This window comes from Pseudomonas sp. MF6396, assembly GCF_002018915.1.
GTDB lineage: Bacteria > Pseudomonadota > Gammaproteobacteria > Pseudomonadales > Pseudomonadaceae > Aquipseudomonas > Aquipseudomonas palmensis.
Window position 1 is genome coordinate 209,999 of sequence record NZ_MVOK01000003.1, and the last position, 17,007, is coordinate 227,005.

Consider the following 17,007-nt stretch of genomic DNA (forward strand, 5'->3'; position numbering starts at 1 on the left):
AATGAGCTTCGTCAGCATCCAGAACCTGCAAAAAAGCTACGGCGCCAGCGCGGTGTTCAACGACATCAACTGCGAGATCGGCCGCGGTGAGTTCGTCACCCTGCTCGGCCCCTCCGGCTGCGGCAAGTCCACCCTGCTGCGCTGCATCGCCGGCCTGACCGCTGTAGACAGCGGCAGGATCCTGCTCGACGGGCAGGACCTGGTACCGCAGAGCCCGCAAAAGCGCGGCATCGGCATGGTGTTCCAGAGCTACGCGCTGTTCCCCAACATGAGCGTGGAACAGAACGTCGCCTTCGGCCTGCGCATGCAGAAGATCAAGGGCCAAGACAGCCGCCCACGGGTACTCGAGGCGCTGCGCATGGTCGAGTTGCAGGACTTTGCCAGCCGCTACCCGCACCAGCTCTCCGGCGGCCAGTGCCAGCGCGTGGCCCTGGCCCGCTCGCTGGTGACCCGCCCGCGCCTGTTGCTGCTGGACGAGCCGCTGTCGGCGCTGGATGCACGCATCCGCAAGCACCTGCGCGAACAGATCCGCCAGATCCAGCGCGAGCTGGGCCTGACCACCATCTTCGTCACCCATGACCAGGAAGAGGCGCTGACCATGTCCGACCGCATCTTCCTGATGAACCAGGGCCGCATCGTGCAGAGCGGCGATGCCGAATCGCTGTACACCGCGCCCGTGGATGCCTTCGCGGCCGGCTTCATCGGCAACTACAACCTGCTCGATGCCCAGAGTGCCAGCCGCCTGCTGCAACGTACGGTGAACAGCCGCCTGGCAATCCGCCCCGAAGCCATCGCGCTGAGCCTGGAAGGCGAACGCGAAGGCCTGGTGCGCAGTCACAGCCTGCTGGGCAACGTGATCCGCTACCGCATCGAAGCGCGTGGTGTGGAACTGGTGGTGGATGTGCTCAATCGTTCAGCCGCCGATCTGCATGCGGACGGCGAGCGGGTATCCTTGTCCATCGATCCCACCGCCCTCTGCGAAGTTGCCTGAGGGCCGAACAGGAGTTTTGTTGTTATGGCTTTAGCGATTTTCGATCTGGATGAAACCCTGATCCACGGCGACTGCGCCTCGCTGTGGAGCGAGCAGATGGTGCGCCTGGGCTGGGTGGACGGTGAGTCGTTCCTGCGCAGGGACCGTGAGCTGATGGAGGCCTACGGCAAGGGGCACCTGGCGATGGAAGACTACATGGCGTTCAGCCTGGAGCCGCTGATCGGGCGCACACCAGAGGAAGTCGATCATCTGGTCGAGCCGTGGGTGGAAGACTTCATCGAGCCGATCATCTTCAGTGAGGCCACCCGCACCATTGCCGAGCACCGCAAGGCGGGGGATCGAATTCTGGTGATCTCGGCCTCGGGTGTGCATCTGGTGGGACCGATTGCCTCGCGCCTGGGGATCGACGAGTACCTGGGCATCGAGCTGGAAGTGGAAAAAGGGTTCTACACCGGCAAGACCGTGGGCACCCTGACCTACCGCGAAGGCAAGATCACCCGCTTGCTGGAGTGGCTGGACCAGCAGGAAGAGAACCTGGAAGGCGCAAGCTTCTATTCCGATTCGCGCAATGACCTGCCGTTGCTGCTGAAGGTTGACCACCCGTATGTGGTCAACCCGGACCCGGTGCTGCGCGAGCATGCCGAGAAGAATGGCTGGCCGATTCTGGCCTGGGCCTGAAAAAAGTTCGCCGGCAAGGTCGGCTCCTGCAGGAGTCGGCCTTGCCGGCGAACAGGGCCCTATACCAGGCTATCGTCGATCACCAGCACCAACTTGCCCGATACCTGGTTGCCCGCCAGTTCGGCATACGCCGCCTCGGCATCCTTCACCGCATAGCTGCCTACCAGTTGCGGCTTCAAGCGCCCTTCGGCGAACAGCGGCCACACCTGTTGGCCCAGGTCACTGAGCAGGTCGGCCTTGAACTGGTCATCGCGATTGCGCAGGGTCGAGCCGGTCACCTGCACCCGCTTGGCCAGTACCTGGGCCAGGTCCAGCTCGGCCTTGCGCCCACCCATCAGGCCGATGATCACCCAGCGCCCGTCACGGGCCAGCAGCTTGAGGTTGAGCGCCGCATAGTTGGCCCCCACCGGGTCCAGGATCACATCGAACGGGGCGAAGTCGTTCAGCGCCTCTATATCGTCACCGCGCACCACGCCACCGCTGGCGCCCAGCGCCTGACAATAGGCCAGCCGCTCGGCCGAGCCCACGCTGACCCAGCTGGGGCTGCCGAACGCCTTGCACAGCTGGATGGCCGCCGACCCCACGCCGCTGGCGCCGGCATGCAACAACACCTTCTCGCCCGGCTTGAGGCCGCCCAGCTGGAACAGGTTGAGCCAGGCCGTGGCGTATACCTCCGGGATCGCAGCCGCCTGCTGCAGGCTCAGGCCCTCGGGCACCGGCAGCACGTGGCGCGCGTCGACCACCACCTCTTCGGCCATGCCGCCACCGGCCAGCAGTGCGCATACCCGGTCGCCCACCTGCCAGGACACCCCGGCTCCCACTTCGCTGATCACCCCGGCACATTCCAGGCCCAGGAACTCACTGGCGCCCGGTGGCGGCGGGTACAATCCGGCACGCTGCAACAGGTCGGCGCGATTGAGCCCGGCCGCTGCCACGCGGATGCGTACTTGACCTACATCGCAAGTTGGACTTGTCGTCTCAACCCACTCCACATGTCCGTCAACGCCTTGCAATGCCTTCACAGTGCCTCCATAGTTGAGTCATGACTGAGCCTGGCTGCCTTGGCACCAGGCTTTTTGCATTATGCGTCCGGCTCCATGGAACCGGCGAATTCAAAGACGGCCTAATATGCGTGATCAATTGCCCCTACGTCGAATCAGCATGAAGCATCTCCTGCCCAGCACTGCCCTCGCCCTGATGATCGGCCTTGGCAGCTTGCCGCTGGCCGGCGCCGCTTCGGCCGCCAACAGTTGGGACAAGTTGCAACCAGACCGCGATGAAGTGGTCGCCAGCCTGAACGTGGTCGAGTTGCTCAAGCGCCACCACTACAGCAAGCCGCCACTCAATGATGCGCGCTCGGTCATCATCTACGACAGTTACATCAAACTGCTCGATCCCTCGCGCAGTTACTTCATGGCCAGCGATATTGCCGAGTTCGACAAGTGGAAGACGCAGTTCGACGACTTCCTCAAGAGCGGCAACCTGGATCCGGGCTTCACCATCTACAAACGTTATCTGGATCGCGTGAAATCGCGCCTGGACTTCGCCCTGGCCGAGCTGAACAAGGGCGTCAACAAGATCGACTTCACCACCCAGGAAACCCTGCTGGTCGACCGCAAGGACGCTCCGTGGCTGCAGAACCAGGCCGAGCTCGACGACCTGTGGCGCAAACGCGTCAAGGACGAGGTGCTGCGCCTGAAGATCGCCGGCAAGGAACCCAAGGCCATCCAGGAACTGCTGACCAAGCGCTACAAGAACCAGCTCGCGCGCCTGGACCAGACCCGCGCCGAAGATATCTTCCAGGCCTACATCAACACCTTCGCCCAGTCGTACGACCCGCACACCAACTACCTGTCGCCCGACAACGCCGAGAACTTCGACATCAACATGAGCCTGTCGCTCGAAGGTATCGGCGCGGTGCTGCAAAGCGACAACGACCAGGTCAAGATCGTGCGCCTGGTGCCGGCTGGCCCTGCCGCCAAGACCAAGCAGGTGGCCCCGGCCGACAAGATCATCGGCGTTGCCCAGGGCGACAAGGAAATGGTCGACGTGATCGGCTGGCGCCTGGACGAAGTGGTCAAGCTGATCCGCGGCCCGAAGGGCTCCGTGGTGCGCCTGGAGGTCATCCCGGCCAGCAACGCGCCTAACGACCAGACCAGCAAGATCGTCTCGATCACCCGCGAAGCGGTCAAGCTCGAAGAACAGGCCGCCAAGAAGTCGGTGCTCAAGCTCAAGCAGGACGGACGCGACTACAAGCTGGGCATCATCGAGATCCCGGCCTTCTACCTCGACTTCAAGGCGTTCCGCGCCGGGGATCCGGAGTACAAGTCCACCACCCGTGACGTGAAGAAACTGCTCACCGAACTGCAGAAGGAAAAGGTCGACGGCGTGGTCATCGACCTGCGCAACAACGGCGGCGGCTCCCTGCAGGAAGCCACCGAGCTGACCAGCCTGTTCATCGACAAGGGCCCCACCGTGCTGGTACGCAACGCCGACGGCCGTGTCGACGTGCTCGAAGACGAAAACACCGGTGCCTTCTACAAGGGCCCGCTGGCGCTGCTGGTCAATCGCCTGTCGGCCTCGGCCTCGGAGATTTTCGCCGGCGCCATGCAGGACTACCACCGTGCCCTGATCATCGGTGGCCAGACCTTCGGCAAAGGCACCGTGCAGACCATCCAGCCGCTCAACCACGGCGAGCTCAAGCTGACCCTGGCCAAGTTCTACCGGGTTTCCGGGCAGAGCACCCAGCACCAGGGCGTGTTGCCGGACATCGACTACCCGTCGATCATCGACACCAAGGAGATCGGCGAGAGCGCCCTGCCTGAAGCCATGCCGTGGGACACCATCCGCCCGGCCATCAAGCCGGCCGTCGACCCGTTCAAGCCGTTCCTTGCGCAACTCAAGGCACGCCACGAAAACCGCAGCGCCAAGGACCCGGAGTTCGTCTACATTCGCGATCGCCTGGCCCTGACCCAGCAGTTGATGAACGAGAAGACCGTCAGCCTCAACGAGGTGGAACGCCGCGCTCGCCATGCCGACATCGAAGGCAAGCAGCTGGCGCTGGAAAACATCCGGCGCAAGGCCAAGGGCGAAGAGCCGCTCAAGGAACTGAAGAAGGAAGACGAAGACGCCCTGCCGGTCGAGCCGGATGACACCAAGCCGGAAGATGACGCGTACCTCGCCGAAACCGGGCGCATCCTGCTGGACTACCTGGGGCTGAATTCCTCGGTGGCCAAGCACTGAAACGATAATGGCAAAATAATGTGACGGTGCCCTTTTCGGGTCATCAAACAGTCATCATTCTGTCGTGAAATAAGGGACTGGGCGCCGATGGCCCCAGTCCCTTTTTTTCAAGGTAGCCCTGCCATGACCGTGACCGAACAGCTCAGCGCGTTGAGCTCCATCCTGGCTCAAAGCGGCTTGCACAGCCTGTTCCAACCCATCGTCTGCCTGTCCGAGCGACGCATCCTCGGTTATGAAGCCCTCAGCCGCGGCCCGTCCAACAGCCCGCTGCACTCCCCCATCAACCTGTTCGCCGTGGCCCGCCATGCCGGCCGCCTGACCGAACTGGAGGTGGCCTGCCGCGAAAGCGCGTGCCGGCGTTTCAGCCAGCAGCAACTGGAAGGCAAGCTGTTCCTCAACGTGTCGCCCGAGTCGTTGCTCGAGCCGCAATACCAGTCCGGGCGCACGCTCAAGCTGCTGCAGAGCCTTGGCATCCCACCCAGCCGGGTGGTCATCGAGTTGACCGAACAAACCCCCACCGACGACTTCCAGCTGCTGTTCAACGCCCTGCACCACTACCGCGACATGGGCTTTTCGATTGCCCTGGACGACCTGGGCGCCGGCTATTCCAGCCTGCGCCTGTGGTCGGAACTGCGCCCGGACTACGTCAAGATCGACCGGCATTTCATCGACGGCATTCACCAGGATGCGGTCAAGCGCGAGTTCGTCGGCTCGATCCTGCAGATCGCCAAGGCGTCGCGGGCCAAGGTGATTGCCGAGGGCATCGAGCTGGCCGAGGAGCTGGCGGTGCTCACCGAGATGGGGGTCGACCTGGTACAGGGCTACCTGCTGTGCCGGCCGCAGGAGCAACCGCCCCGCGACGCTACCGCCATGCTGCCGTCAGCGACGCACAGTGGCGCGGTGGTGCTGGGTGAGGACGGCCGCGATCTGAGCGCGCTGCTCAACGAGCAACCGGCCGTGAGCGGTGATACGGCGACCCTGGAGGTACTGGCGCTGTTTCGCCGCCAGGCCAACCTCAACTCGCTGGCTGTTCTCGACCATGCACAGCGCCCCTGCGGCATCGTGCACCGCCATTCGCTGTCCGACGCGCTGCTCAAGCCGTTCGCCACCGACCTGTATGCGCGCAAGCCGATCAGCCGGCTGATGAACGAGGACTTTCTGGCGGTGGAGCTCAACCAGTCGCTGCAGAAGGTCAGCCGCCTGCTGACCAGCCGCGCGCGCCAGCGCATCGAGGAAGACTTCATCATTACCCAGAACGGTCGCTACCTGGGCCTGGGGCGGGTGATCGACGTGCTCAAGCTGATCACCGAACAGAAGCTGCAGCAGGCCCGCTATGCCAACCCGCTGACTCTGTTGCCGGGCAACGTGCCGATCCAGCAATGCCTGACCCGCTTGCTGCAGCAACAGCGCGAGGCGGCGATCTGTTATGTGGACATCGACAGCTTCAAGCCCTTCAACGACATCTATGGCTATGCCAAGGGCGACGAAGTGCTGTTGAGCCTGGCCCAGTGCCTGAGCGAACGGGTCGACCCCAGCCGGGACTTCGTCGGCCATATCGGTGGCGACGACTTCATGCTGGTACTGGGTTCGAAGGATTGGGAGCAGCGCCTGAACGTGCTGCTGGACGACTTTCAGAATGCCTGTCGGCGCTTCTACCGCACCGAGCACCTGGAGGCCGGGTGCTTCATCGCGCACAACCGCCTGGGCCAGCGCCAGGAATTCCCGTTGCTGTCACTCTCGATCGGTGTGGTGCAACTGCATGCGCATACCTGCGCGCAACTGGATGCCGGCCAACTGGCCGACCTCGCCTCCCAGGCCAAGCACCATGCCAAGGATGTGCCCGGGCACAGCCTGTACCTGATCGATACGGCGCTGGCGCCTCAGGCCTGTTCGGGATAGCTGTACTCGAACACCCGTACCACTTCCGAGGCATGCCAGGATGCTGCGGCCATGCCGTCCGATGGCCCGGAAAACCGCCCCAGGCGCTCGACGCATTCGAAAAAGCCGGTACGTGGCAATCGGCTGGCCCCCTGGCTGATCACCAACGAGCTGCGCAGTGGCTGCTCGGCGCGTGCATCGATCACCGCCAGGTACTCAAGCGCGGCGGTCAGGGTCTGCATCGCCGGGCTTGGCAGCTCCAGGCGTTCGAGCAAGGCGCGGTAGGTCAGCAGGTGGCGTTGCCGGCGTGCCACGTCCAGCTCGCCCAGCAGCCCCTCCCATTGCTGACGGCTGATCCGCACGCCGCTCACGACGGCTCGCTCCAGCCTGCCACGCCCAGCTCCCAGGCCAGGCTGCGGCGGATCGCGGCATCCGGCTCGCGCTCACCGCTTTCAATCAGCGCCAGGTACACCGGACTGATGCCCACCTTGCGCGCCAGCTGCTCGGCAGCCAGGCCCTTGGCCTCACGCAACGCGGCCAGCTCGCCCAACGCGGGCAGGCTGGCCGGCGTGGGTGCAGCGGCGCTTGCGTTGACGCCTGCCGGCTGCGCCGTGGCGGCCGGTTGACCTGCCGCCTTCAACAACGCTTGATAGTGCTCCCAGGGCACGACCGCGTACTCGGGTTGACCGTCTCGGCTGATAACCTGAATACCCATTACAACCCCCTTGTAAGAACCTGCGCATGTAATCGCTCGGTATAGCGCTTATGCCAAATATAGTACCAGCCGGCGCAGTATTGCAGGGTGTAACCGGATTTAGCGCTTTCCCTGCTCCAGCCGCAACGCTTCGGGGGTGTCGGGGAGGCGCTCGACCACGCGCAGTTTCTCGGGAGACTGACGATTGCGCCAGGCGCGAAAAGCCGCCAGCTCGCTGTCGAACGTCTTCAGCACCCAGGCCAGTACGGCGAGATCGTCGAGCAGGCCGATGCCGGGCAGCCAGTCCGGGATCGCGTCCAGCGGGCTGACAAAGTACAGCAGGCCGGCGACGATGGTCAGTAGCGCCCTTGAGCTGATGGCACGATACTCGCCACGCCACCACGCCACGCACAGCGCCTGCAGCAGGCGTACGTCATCCTTGAGCTTGCCCAGGCTCGGGCCCTTGCGCGCCACGGCGAAGATCAGCGCTGGCAGGCGCCCCCGGCTCAACAGGCGCTCGGCCAGCGGCAGAAAACGGGCAAAATTCCAGGGTGCTTTCATACCACCTCCAACGGCAGGGCCGGGAAGGTTATCCACAGTATTTGTGGATAACCTTGTGAACAGAGGCCATTTTCAGGCTCGACGTGCCCGTCAGGCAAGGGCCTGGGTCAAATCGGGCGTTTTTTACACACCTGTTTCATTACGCGGTCACTTTGCGAAAGCCGTCACAGTTGCGCACGCCACCAAGGTGTGACGTCAGATCGCTCCCACGGTTCAGCCCGATCCATAAACGACAACGCCCCGTCGAGACGGGGCGTTGTGCACACAGCGGGACGCTTACTTCTCAGCAGCGTCTTCTGCTGCCTTGGCCGGGTCCTTGATGGCGATCAGTTCCAGATCGAACACCAGTACCGAGTTGGCCGGGATCATCGGGCTAGGGCTCTGTGCGCCATAGGCAAGGTCAGCCGGAATGAACAGCTTGACCTTCTCGCCCACGTGCATCAGTTGCAGGCCTTCGACCCAACCCGGAATCACGCCGCTGACCGGCAGGTCGATCGGGCTGCCGCGCTCGACGGAGCTGTCGAACACCTTGCCGTCGATCAGCTTGCCTTCGTAGTGAACAGTGACCACGTCGGTAGGCTTGGGCTGGGCGCCTTCGGCCTTCTTCACGATCTGGTACTGCAGGCCCGACGCGGTGGTGACCACGCCGTCCTTCTTGCCGTTTTCTTCAAGGAACTTCTTGCCGGCGGCGGCCGACTCTTCGCTCATCTTGACCAGGCGTTCTTCAGCACGCTTCTGCAGCGCGGCGAAGGCTTCGACCAGGTCTTCGTCCTTGATCTTCTGTTCCTTCTTGCCGACAGCGTCCTCGATGCCCTGGGCCACGGCCTTGGAGTCGAGATCGTCCATGCCTTCCTGTGCCAGGCTCTTGCCCATGTTCAGGCCGATACCGTAGGAAGCTTTCTGTGCCGGGGTCTTCAGCTCGACGCTGGTCTGCGAATCGCAACCCGCCAGTACCAGGCTAACCAGGGCAACCGCAGCCGCCAACCGATGCTGTTTCATGCTATTTCCTTGTTCATGCGCCAAAAGGGCAATCGAGTAAAGCCGCGAGCTTATCAGGCGGCCACGACCAATGGCTACCGGCATGAGAGCGACAAAAGGTCGAGAAGTTCAGCCAGGTGAAGGCTTCTTCATGCAGCCGATAAGCCAGTGGCCAGTATTGCAGCCAACGCCCCGGATCTGGATGAAATCTACGGGTAGTGTCCTTCGCGGTACTGCCCCGCCACTTCGCGCAGCACCTGGCACAACCACTGGGCCGGCAGGGCCTGTGGCAGCGCGGCATTGCTGCAGATACCCACCGAGCCACCGGGTTCGCGCACGCCCAGGTCGAGCTCGCACAGCTCGCCCCGCTGCAGGTCGACCCGCACCGCATCACGCGGGGCCACCCACACCGCATCGCTGCCCAGCACATAGCGCCGGCTCAGTGCCGGGGAAAGCGTTTCCAGACGTTGCTGCGGTTGTTCGATGGCGCATTGCACGAACAGGCTGTCGGCATGCTTGCGAATGGTGGTGCCGGCCAGGGGCAGTACCAGCGGGTACTGGCCCACCTGGTTGCGCTCGATCGGGCTGCGTGCCAGCAGCGGGTGGCCGGGGCGCACCACCAGCGACATCGACTCGCTGTACAGATGCTCGAACAGCAGGCCCTGGATCTGCGGGCTGTCGGTCATGCGCCCGATCACCAGGTCCAGCTCCCCCACGTGCAACTGCGCCAGCAGGTGCGCACTGGGGCCGGTGGCAACGCTGACCACCAGGGCCGGGTGGCGCTGGTGCAGGCGGCAGATCACTTCGGGGATGAGCAGGCTTTCGACGGTCGAGAGCACGCCGATCTTCACCTGCGGCGGCGCGTGTTCCTCGCCGCGCAGGGTACTCACCCCTTCGCGCAGGGCCTGTACGCACGGGCCGGCGTAGCGCATGAAGCGCACCCCGGCCGCAGTCAGCTCGACACCCTGCTTGCCGCGCTCGAACAATCGCGTCTGCAGCAGTTCTTCGAGCTCCTTGAGGGTCTTGGAAATCGCCGGCTGGCTGATGGCCACGGCGTCGGCGGCCTTGGCGAAACTGCCTTGACGGGCGATTTCGAGAAAGCACAGCAGGTGGCGGAACTTGATGCGGGTATCGAGGTTCATGGCCGGAGTTTATCGCAACCGCAGCCCCTTTGCGGCGCCGGCCTCGAACAACACACCGGCTATATGCTATATATACGTTTCGTATACAGAGTGAGTATTAAAATGGGTATCGTCAAGATCGATGACGCGCTGCATGAAGACCTGCGCATTGCCAGCGGCGCGGTGTCGCGCTCGATCAACGCGCAGGCCGAGTACTGGATTCGCATCGGCATGCTGGCCGAGCTCAACCCGCACATGACCTACCAGGAACTGTTGCGCCAGTTGCTGCGCCAGGAGCAGGCCAGCCTCAGGGAGCTGATCGCATGAGCGAGGTGATCCTGAAGAACCCGCAGCATCTGGCCTTGATGCGTACCGCCGGGCAATTGCTGACGCGGGTGTTCGAGCACCTGGACGGCTTTGTCGCGCCAGGGGTCAGCACCTTGCAGATCAACGACCGTGCCGAGGCGTACATCGTCGATGTGCTCAAGGCGCGTCCGGCCAGCAAGGGGCAGTACGGGTTCAAGTATTCGCTCAACACCTCCGTCGACCATGTGGTGTGCCACGGCGTGCCAAGTGCCGACGAGGTGCTGAAGGCGGGGTCGATCATCAATGTGGACATCACCCTGGAACAGGGTGGTTACATTGCCGACTCGTCGAAGATGTATGCGGTGGGCGCCATTGCCGACGAGGCGCGGCAATTGGTCGATACCACCTATGCGGCGTTGTGGGCGGGCATTCGCCAGGTGCGGCCCGGGGCCACGCTGGGTGATGTGGGGCATGCGATACAGCGGCTTGCCGAGGGCGCGGGTTACAACGTGGTGCGTGAGTACTGCGGGCACGGCATCGGCAGGCAGATGCACGAGGCGCCGCAGGTGCTGCACTACGGACACCGCAACAGCGGGCTGGTGCTCAAGCCGGGCATGGTGTTCACCATCGAGCCGATGATCAACCAGGGTGGGCGTGGGGTGCGTACGCTCAAGGACGGGTGGACGGTGATCACCCGGGACCGCAGCCTGTCGGCACAGTGGGAGCATACGGTGGCAGTGACGGCGCAGGGGGTCGAGGTGTTGACCTTGCGTGAGGAAGAGCGGGGCATGGTCGGGTGACTGGCTCACCATCGCACTGCTGATCGTGCTTTTGATGTTCCGGTTCTTCAGGGGGGCTTGTGGGGCGCTTGGATCACCGCCCGTGCCGGATAATCTCTCGGCCCCCTTCCCGGGGAGCGACGGTTGTAAGGTTAGCGAGCTTATCCAGCATGGACAGACACGCCGAAGGCCCCTTCCGCTCTTACAGCGGCTTACTTTTTTCTTGGAAAAAGTAAGCAAAACCGCTCCGTCCAGCATCCGGCCCTACGCTTCGCTACGGGTCCCCTCATTCCACCCACGCTCCGTGGGGCCGCGCCGTACGGGCATCCCTGCCCGTCGGCACTTTCCGGGCCATCCATGGCCCTACACCCCACTACACGCAGGCTCCATTCGGCCTCCTGAAGGACGGAAGATCAAAAGCAAAGCAACAGCAAGAGCAAGAAAACCAGCACCGGTAGACACCACTGCCGAAAAAATCTGGATCCAATTGCCCCACCCGCCCCGCCTCTCTACAATCCGCGCCATTACGGTCGACCCCGCCCATTCCCCGTCGACCCCGGAGCCTTCTATTCATGGAAGAGATTGAACAGCACTGGCTGTACGCCCTTTCTGCCCCCATGGCCGCCCTCAACGGCGCCAGCCTCACCTCCCCCCGCTACTTCGAAGCCGAAGGGGACCTGGACCTGAAAAAATGGTGGGGCATCAACAACCGCCGCGAGCTGCTCGACATGCTGCGCATGGCCGACACCGGCCACGCCGAAAAACTCAACGACGCCTACTGGCAATACCCTCGCCGCCAACCCAGCCAATGGCAGGCACTGCTTGACGAGCTGGGCCCGCGCGAGCGCGCCAACTATGAATTTGCCGCACGCACCTATGCCGATTGCGGCTTCGGCGGCACCCGCGCCTGGGACCTGGGCCGCATGGGCTACCTGCTGCGCGCCGGGGTGTTCGAGAACCTGATCACCGAGCCCGAAAGCCTCTGGCTGCACAGCCGCCTGGCCCTGCGCGCACGCCACTTCTACAACAGCTGGGACACCTACATCGCCGGCTACATGTTCGGCAAATCGCTATGGAACTGCTCCAGCCATGACGACGACGTCTACCCCTACCGTATCGACCGCCAGGGCGCCGAGCACTGGAACCGCTGCATCATCATGAACATGCTCAAGCGCGGCAAGGCACTGTTCGCCAGCCTGCCCTGGGACCTGCCGCTGGACTACCCGCCCCGGCCCGATTCGCTCGAGGAGGGCACCTGGTCATGAGTTGCTGGATAAAGCTGGGCATCGAGCCCACCAAGGACCAGGACGTCATCCGCGGCGCCTACCGCGCCCGCCTGCCGGAGTTTCACCCCGAAACCGACCCGCAGGGCTTCCAACTGCTGCGCCAGGCCTACGAGCACGCGCTCAAGCTCGCCACCCGCACGGATGACGAAGACGAAGACGACGAGGACGCCGGCGAAGAACAGGCCTATGCAGAACGCCCGCCGCGCCCGCCCCGCGTGCACCCGGTCATCGCCACCTTCGCCCGCATGCTCGCCGACCCGGCCCGGCGCTACAACGTCGATGCCTGGCAGGACTACTTGCGTGAGCTCGACCAGTTGCCCCTCGAAGAACTCGAGGACGTCAGCTGGGAGCTGCTGTGGCGCCTGGAAGAAGCCGGCCAGCTGTCCAATGCCTGCGTGCAGGTGCTGGCCAAGCGCCTGGCCTGGGACAAGCAGTTGCTGCGCCTGGGCTTCGAAGAGGCGCAGGAAGTCGAGACGCTGCTGGCTCGCTTCGCCGCCCCCGACCCGTTCGACATGCGCCTGATGAACGACTGGTCTACGGCCGCGCAGTTGGAAACCCTGTGGTACCTGCGCAGCCTGGACCACCTCTACAACAACCGCCCGCTGTTCGAACTGGCCGCTTTCGCCCGGGAACACACCGTGGTCGCCCTGCCCCCGGACGCCGCATTGGTCGAACGCCTGCTGCTGCAGATCGGCCAGGCCGGGGTGGCCAGCCCGAGCCTGTACGCGCTGTGCGTCGAACGCCAGGCGCTACAACCCGACGATGTCGACGCGCTGTACCAGTTGGCCTGCCAGGCCAGCCTGCTGGGCAAGGAAGAAGAAGCGCTGTCGTGCTGGAGCCGCCTGTGGCTGGAGTTCCGCCACCCGGTGGCCGCCCGCGAGCTGCTGGACCTGTGCACCGCGCACCAGCCGCAACGCCTGCCGCTGATGATCCAGGCCTTCGACCGCCTGGCACCGGTGCGCACCTGGCCCGACGACCTGAGCGAAGACGAACAGACCCTGGGCAGCCCGGCGCAGCGCCCGGAAACCCTGACGCGCTGGTTCCAGGCCGCGCGTCTGGAACTGGACGGCATCGCGGGGCAGTTCGTCGACTGGCGGGCCACCGATGAGCGTGAGCTGGAACTGCTCGCCAGCCTGATCGACGAACACCCGGACCCGGCCCTGCAGCGTCTGTACCGCCACGCCTGGGCCCTGCACTGCGGTGACGCCGCGCTGCTGCAACAGGTGCTCGACGAACCGAAAAGCAGCCACCTGATCGATGAACTGATCCTCGACGGCTTGCGCTACCAGGCCCAACAGCAACTGGCCTGGCTGCAACAGGCGCCGATCCCCCTGGCGATCCAGGCGTTCCTGAACAGCAACTCGCCGCACCCACAACTGCCCGACGTGCTCAAGGACGGTGCCACCACGCTGTGCCGCGACTGGCTGCGCCGCCTGCGCGCCTACGACGGGCGCACCCTGGCCCGCCTGCACGAGACCTTCAGCCCGCGCGCCATGATGCCGGTACCATTCGGCCTGGAGATGCAATGCGAGCTGGGCGCCGCAGGCGTGGTGCTGCCTCCCGCCCCGGCCGGCGCCGAGTTGTGGCACTGGCACCGCCAGGCACTGTTCATGCTGGCCCTGGCCCAGGCGCCACAACGCTGGCTGGCGCTGGTGACGCCGAGCATGCTCGACACCCTGCAGTGCCCGCCCGGCCATCCGTTGGCAAAGGTCCATACCCTGCTGCTGAACCTGCTGCAGGAACAAGGCAACCTCGATGGGCTGCTGGGCTGGCTGGACAGCCGCGACCCGCTGCAAAAAGCCATTGCCGACAGCCTGCCCGCGCCGGACCAGGCCCTGAGCAGTGCGCGCCTGCCCAGCACGCTGGCGTTGCTGGCCAGCTACCAGAAGGACGAAGAGGCCTTCGCCGACGACCTGCTGGGCATGATGCTGTTCTGGGCGGTGCTCTACCACGACCCGGCACTGGATGCCGAACAGCACCGCGTGCTGCTGCGCACCATGGCCGACATCTCCAGTGAAGAGCCGTGGTTCGAAGCCTTTCGCAGCGGCCTGATCAAGGGCGAGCCGAGCCGGCCGCCGCGCGAGAAACTCGATGCCTACGGCATGGACAGCGCGGTGTTCTACCAGGTCATGGATACGCTCAAGGGCCTGATCCGCTACGGCCGTGTCGGCGTACCGCGCCTCAAGGTGCTCAAGCAGCTGCAAAAGGCCAAGGATGACCCCAGCACCGGTATCGGCCTGCGCTTTGCGCTGACCGCGGTGTTGTCCTGGTGCGAGCGCCTGCTGCTGGCCCAGGCCGATCTTCAGCCAGTATCGCCCTGGGCCTTCTGGCGCTGGAACACGCGCCTGGGCCGTGGCGCATTCGTCGGCCAGCTGATGTTGTGGTTCTTCGTTACCCTGGTGCTTGCCATCACCTCCAGCGATGCGCCCGAGGCCATGGTCAAGATCGGCCTGGGCCTGGCCCTGCTGTTCGGCACCTGCCTGCGCCGGCTGCACGACATTGGCCACGGGATCGTGGTGATGGTGCTGCTGGCTGCGCTGTCGGTAGCGCTGCCGTTCCTGCCGCTGGTGCTGGTGGTGATGCCCGGCGACGTGCTGCCCAACCGCTGGGGCGTGTCGCCGGAGCATCATGACCCCGACGCCCTCAGCGGCGGGCTGCAGGCTGTGCTGCGGCGCCTGATCGGCTAGAGGTTGAGTGCGTCCAGCGCCTCGTTCAACTGCTGGCGCTGGCTGGCGATCAGGCTGGACTGCTGGGTGGCCAGCACCTGGCTGAAGTCGCTCAGCCAAGTGCCGATCTGCTCGCGCTCATCGCCCAGGCACTGCATCCAGGCGCGCTCCAGGCGCGCCGTCAGGGTTCGGTTGGGCAATGCATCGCGCGGGTGGATCTTCAGCCCGGCCAGGCGCTGATGGCTGTTCTGGCGCGCCTCTTCATCCAGCCCGGTGGGGCTGCGGTCGATGCTGTGGCTGTGGCGCTTGCCGGTGTCCACCAGGGTCACGTCGACTTCGAGCAGGCCGTTGATGTCGTAGCTGAAGCGGATGTCCAGTGACTGGATCTTGTCCATCGGGGTCAGCTCGACGACGAAGCTGTCGATGAAGATGTTGTCACGCACCCACGGCCGCTCACCCTGGTAGACCTCGACGTTGATGGTCTTCTGCTGTTCGTGGGAGGTGTAGAAGCGCTGCACCCGCGAGGTCGGTATCACCGTGTTGCGCTCGATGATCGGCGAGAATACCCCGCTGATGTTGGCGCCGCGGGTGGTCTCGATGCCCAGGGTGTAGGGGCATACGTCGGTCAGGATCAGCTCTTCGATGGCCGAGTCGCGGGCCTTGCAGGCCGCCTGGCTGGCAGCGCCCAGGGCGACGATGGTGTCGGGGTCGAGGTGGCGGTACGGCAGGCGGCCGAACAGCTTGGCCACCATCTGCTGCACCACCGGCATGCGCGTGGCACCGCCCACCAGCACCAGGCTGTCGAGGTCGCGCGGGCTCAGCCGCGCGTCGCGCAGTGCCTGCTCGATGGGCGCGCGCACCCGTCCCAGCAGCGGCTCCCAGATCGTCTGCGCGCCCAGCTCGTCCAGGGTCCACTCGCGGGGCTCGCCGGCACCCTTCCAGTAGACCGTCTGCGGGCCTTCGCCCAGCTTGCACTTGAGCAGTTCGATGCTGTCGTACAGGCTCGCCAGCGCCTGCGGTTCGACGCTGGACAGGGTCATGCCCCAGTCCTTCAGGCAGGCCTGCAGCAGCGCTTCGGTGAAGTCTTCGCCGCCAAGAAAGTTGTCGCCGGTGGAAGCATGCACTTCGATCAGCGGCAGGGCGTATTCGAGCACAGTGACGTCGAAGGTACCGCCCCCTAGGTCGAAGATCAGGGTGCGCTCGAATTTCTGCTCGTGCAGGCCGTAGGCCATGGCGGCGGCGGTCGGTTCGTTGATCAGGCGCTGCACCTTGAGGCCCGCCAGCTCGGCGGCGAACACGGTGCGCTTGCGCTGTTCATCGCTGAAATAGGCCGGCACCGAAATCACCGCCTCGTGCACCGCGCAGCCCAGAAAGGCCTCGGCGTCGTGCTTCAGCGAGCCCAGCACCAGGGCCGAGAGCTCTTCGGGGCTGAATGCCTGCCCGCCCAGCTCCAGTCGCTTTTCGCTGCCCATGAAACGCTTGAATGCCGCGACGCTGCGATCGGGGTGGGTGGTCAATCGCGAACGGGCGGCGCGCCCCACCAGGATGCTGCCGTCGTCATCGATACTGACCACCGAGGGGGTAAGCACCTCGCCAAGGGCATTCGGGATCAGTTGGGCACGGCCTTGCTGCCATACGGCGATCAGGCTGTTGGTGGTGCCCAGGTCAATGCCCAGCAAGGGCGCGGCGGCGGGGGTTGCATCCTGCATATGAGGTCTCTGGCAGTGGTCGTCATCGGCCAGCGGCCGGAGCTCGCCCGGCCTGCTGAAAGGCGCCCTACTTTAACTGAACCCCCCACCTCGACAAACAGCGAATGCACACACGGC

General features: G+C 64.6%; 15 protein-coding genes. 8 read left to right on the forward strand and 7 right to left on the reverse strand.

All coding sequences use genetic code 11. The features are described from left to right. Position 1: 1 nt before the first annotated feature. Positions 2 to 991 (forward strand): ABC transporter ATP-binding protein, encoded by a 990-nt coding sequence (locus MF6396_RS04320; RefSeq protein ID WP_043859980.1) that lies wholly within the window; start codon positions 2 to 4, stop codon positions 989 to 991. 24 nt (positions 992 to 1,015) lie between these two features. Further along, positions 1,016 to 1,669 carry an HAD family hydrolase gene (locus MF6396_RS04325; protein ID WP_078479783.1) on the forward strand — a complete coding sequence of 218 codons (654 nt, stop codon included), beginning with the start codon at positions 1,016 to 1,018 and terminating at the stop codon, positions 1,667 to 1,669. Positions 1,670 to 1,728: 59 nt separating this feature from the next. On the opposite strand, the gene MF6396_RS04330 is transcribed toward MF6396_RS04325, so the two are convergent. Beyond that, positions 1,729 to 2,691 carry an NAD(P)H-quinone oxidoreductase gene (locus MF6396_RS04330; RefSeq protein ID WP_043859978.1) on the reverse strand — a complete coding sequence of 321 codons (963 nt, stop codon included), beginning with the start codon at positions 2,689 to 2,691 and terminating at the stop codon, positions 1,729 to 1,731. Positions 2,692 to 2,830: 139 nt separating this feature from the next. Here MF6396_RS04330 and MF6396_RS04335 point away from each other — a divergent pair, with 139 nt between their 5' ends. Both MF6396_RS04335 and MF6396_RS04340 read left to right on the forward strand, forming a co-directional pair. Beyond that, positions 2,831 to 4,912 (forward strand): carboxy terminal-processing peptidase, encoded by a 2,082-nt coding sequence (locus MF6396_RS04335; protein WP_177346316.1) that lies wholly within the window; start codon positions 2,831 to 2,833, stop codon positions 4,910 to 4,912. Positions 4,913 to 5,035: 123 nt separating this feature from the next. Next, positions 5,036 to 6,811, forward strand: a complete 1,776-nt coding sequence (locus MF6396_RS04340; protein ID WP_054914669.1) for a GGDEF domain-containing protein — start codon at positions 5,036 to 5,038, stop codon at positions 6,809 to 6,811. Here the strand turns inward: MF6396_RS04340 and MF6396_RS04345 are convergent. The 5 genes from MF6396_RS04345 to pcaQ all read right to left on the reverse strand — a co-directional run bounded on the left by MF6396_RS04345 (position 6,793) and on the right by pcaQ (position 10,165). After that, the gene (locus MF6396_RS04345) at positions 6,793 to 7,161 is read right to left on the reverse strand and encodes a hypothetical protein (RefSeq protein WP_043859975.1); all 369 of its coding nucleotides are present in this window, start codon (positions 7,159 to 7,161) and stop codon (positions 6,793 to 6,795) included. The genes MF6396_RS04340 and MF6396_RS04345 overlap by 19 nt on opposite strands. Next, a complete protein-coding gene (locus MF6396_RS04350; RefSeq protein ID WP_058541022.1) occupies positions 7,158 to 7,505 on the reverse strand; it encodes a helix-turn-helix domain-containing protein in 348 nt (115 codons plus the stop codon). Before MF6396_RS04350 ends, MF6396_RS04345 begins: the two co-directional genes overlap by 4 nt. A 99-nt stretch (positions 7,506 to 7,604) precedes the next feature. Further along, complete coding sequence (locus MF6396_RS04355) at positions 7,605 to 8,045, reverse strand: YkvA family protein (RefSeq protein ID WP_043859973.1); 441 nt, start codon at positions 8,043 to 8,045, stop codon at positions 7,605 to 7,607. A 276-nt stretch (positions 8,046 to 8,321) separates the two neighbouring features. Then, a complete protein-coding gene (locus MF6396_RS04360) occupies positions 8,322 to 9,044 on the reverse strand; it encodes an FKBP-type peptidyl-prolyl cis-trans isomerase (protein WP_054914671.1) in 723 nt (240 codons plus the stop codon). A gap of 188 nt (positions 9,045 to 9,232) precedes the next feature. After that, positions 9,233 to 10,165 carry a pca operon transcription factor PcaQ gene (gene pcaQ, locus MF6396_RS04365; RefSeq protein ID WP_043859971.1) on the reverse strand — a complete coding sequence of 311 codons (933 nt, stop codon included), beginning with the start codon at positions 10,163 to 10,165 and terminating at the stop codon, positions 9,233 to 9,235. A 102-nt stretch (positions 10,166 to 10,267) separates the two neighbouring features. Here pcaQ and MF6396_RS04370 point away from each other — a divergent pair, with 102 nt between their 5' ends. From MF6396_RS04370 to MF6396_RS04385, 4 genes are all read left to right on the forward strand, one after another. Beyond that, positions 10,268 to 10,471, forward strand: coding sequence for a ParD-like family protein (locus MF6396_RS04370; protein ID WP_043859970.1), 204 nt, complete (start codon positions 10,268 to 10,270; stop codon positions 10,469 to 10,471). Then, the gene (gene map, locus MF6396_RS04375) at positions 10,468 to 11,250 is read left to right on the forward strand and encodes a type I methionyl aminopeptidase (RefSeq protein WP_078479785.1); all 783 of its coding nucleotides are present in this window, start codon (positions 10,468 to 10,470) and stop codon (positions 11,248 to 11,250) included. The genes MF6396_RS04370 and map overlap by 4 nt, the downstream gene beginning before the upstream one ends. Before the next feature lie 551 nt (positions 11,251 to 11,801). After that, positions 11,802 to 12,494, forward strand: a complete 693-nt coding sequence (locus MF6396_RS04380) for a DUF1266 domain-containing protein (RefSeq protein ID WP_043860023.1) — start codon at positions 11,802 to 11,804, stop codon at positions 12,492 to 12,494. Further along, the gene (locus MF6396_RS04385; protein WP_078479786.1) at positions 12,491 to 15,202 is read left to right on the forward strand and encodes a molecular chaperone DnaJ; all 2,712 of its coding nucleotides are present in this window, start codon (positions 12,491 to 12,493) and stop codon (positions 15,200 to 15,202) included. Before MF6396_RS04380 ends, MF6396_RS04385 begins: the two co-directional genes overlap by 4 nt. Here MF6396_RS04385 and MF6396_RS04390 read toward each other — a convergent pair. Next, positions 15,199 to 16,890 carry a molecular chaperone HscC gene (locus MF6396_RS04390; protein ID WP_054914674.1) on the reverse strand — a complete coding sequence of 564 codons (1,692 nt, stop codon included), beginning with the start codon at positions 16,888 to 16,890 and terminating at the stop codon, positions 15,199 to 15,201. The two genes, MF6396_RS04385 and MF6396_RS04390, sit on opposite strands and share 4 nt — an antisense overlap. Between the last annotated feature and the right edge of the window lie 117 nt (positions 16,891 to 17,007).

Excerpts from the sequence above, each read along its gene's own strand:
- MF6396_RS04390 (WP_054914674.1), bottom strand. The coding sequence starts at position 16,890 with ATGCAGGATGCAACCCCCGCCGCCGCGCCCTTGCTGGGCATTGACCTG.
- MF6396_RS04385 (WP_078479786.1), top strand. The coding sequence starts at position 12,491 with ATGAGTTGCTGGATAAAGCTGGGCATCGAGCCCACCAAGGACCAGGAC.
- map (WP_078479785.1), top strand. The coding sequence starts at position 10,468 with ATGAGCGAGGTGATCCTGAAGAACCCGCAGCATCTGGCCTTGATGCGT.
- MF6396_RS04350 (WP_058541022.1), bottom strand. The coding sequence starts at position 7,505 with ATGGGTATTCAGGTTATCAGCCGAGACGGTCAACCCGAGTACGCGGTC.
- MF6396_RS04335 (WP_177346316.1), top strand. The coding sequence starts at position 2,831 with ATGAAGCATCTCCTGCCCAGCACTGCCCTCGCCCTGATGATCGGCCTT.
- MF6396_RS04360 (WP_054914671.1), bottom strand. The coding sequence starts at position 9,044 with ATGAAACAGCATCGGTTGGCGGCTGCGGTTGCCCTGGTTAGCCTGGTA.
- MF6396_RS04320 (WP_043859980.1), top strand. The coding sequence starts at position 2 with ATGAGCTTCGTCAGCATCCAGAACCTGCAAAAAAGCTACGGCGCCAGC.
- MF6396_RS04340 (WP_054914669.1), top strand. The coding sequence starts at position 5,036 with ATGACCGTGACCGAACAGCTCAGCGCGTTGAGCTCCATCCTGGCTCAA.
- MF6396_RS04355 (WP_043859973.1), bottom strand. The coding sequence starts at position 8,045 with ATGAAAGCACCCTGGAATTTTGCCCGTTTTCTGCCGCTGGCCGAGCGC.
- MF6396_RS04325 (WP_078479783.1), top strand. The coding sequence starts at position 1,016 with ATGGCTTTAGCGATTTTCGATCTGGATGAAACCCTGATCCACGGCGAC.
- MF6396_RS04370 (WP_043859970.1), top strand. The coding sequence starts at position 10,268 with ATGGGTATCGTCAAGATCGATGACGCGCTGCATGAAGACCTGCGCATT.
- pcaQ (WP_043859971.1), bottom strand. The coding sequence starts at position 10,165 with ATGAACCTCGATACCCGCATCAAGTTCCGCCACCTGCTGTGCTTTCTC.
- MF6396_RS04380 (WP_043860023.1), top strand. The coding sequence starts at position 11,802 with ATGGAAGAGATTGAACAGCACTGGCTGTACGCCCTTTCTGCCCCCATG.